The following is an 870-nucleotide window of genomic DNA, read 5'->3' on the forward strand; positions in this document are numbered from 1 at the left end:
CGCCAATGCCCGAACCAGCCGCAGACAGCTCCGCGGGTTGGGGAAGATGCGAACGACCAGGGTGCGCCGCTTGATCTCCTGGTTCAGCCGCTTCATGTGCTTGTGGTGAGCTAGCGGCAGCCGATAGAAGCTCAGCGTCTCCTCGATGTTGTCTTCCACCCAGTTGACCAGCTTCGGGTATTTGGCCTGCCATTTGGCGATCCACTGCGCCAGGTCGCGCTTGACCTCGGCAAGGTCGCGCCGGTCGTAGAAGGCAATCGTCGTCGACCTTGCGCGGCACGTAGTCGAGCGCGTTTCTGAGGAACTGCACGTAGCAGCGCTGCCAGACCGCCTCGGGCAGCACTTCGCGGATTGCCGCCCTGAGCCCCGGATGGTCGTCGGAGACGACGAACTCGACCCGGCGAGCCCGCGATTCTTGAGCCCCGTCACGAACTCGCGCCAGCTCGAATGGCTCTCCCGGTTGGCCAGCTCCACGCCCAGAACCTGGCGCCGGCCCTCCCAATCCACGCCGATCGCCACCAGCACCGCCTGGCTGGCGATCACGCCCGCCTCGCGAGCCCGCTCGTAGCGCGCGCCCAAGATGAGATACGGATAGCTTTCCTCGAGCCGCTGCGTGAAGAACGCCTTGAGCGCCTCATCCAGCCGCATCGTCGCCTCGCTCACCGTCGAGGCCGAGAAAGAGTGGCCGCACAGTTCCTCCGTCACCGCCTTCACCTTGCGGGTCGAAACGCCCTGCACGTACATCTCGACCAGCGCCGACACCAATGCCTTCTCCGAACGCTGGTAGCGCTCAAACAACTCCGTCGAGAACCGGCCAGCCCGATCCTGCGGAACGCGAAGCTCCAGCACCCCGACCCGCGTCACCAGCTT

1 pseudogene is annotated in these 870 nt (G+C 65.3%); it reads right to left on the minus strand.

The window, feature by feature from the left end:
- Positions 1-870: pseudogene (locus tag NKJ08_RS38800) on the minus strand (IS256 family transposase); the annotation flags it as partial.

The organism is Mesorhizobium sp. M0244, from assembly GCF_040321795.1.
Classification (GTDB): domain Bacteria; phylum Pseudomonadota; class Alphaproteobacteria; order Rhizobiales; family Rhizobiaceae; genus Mesorhizobium.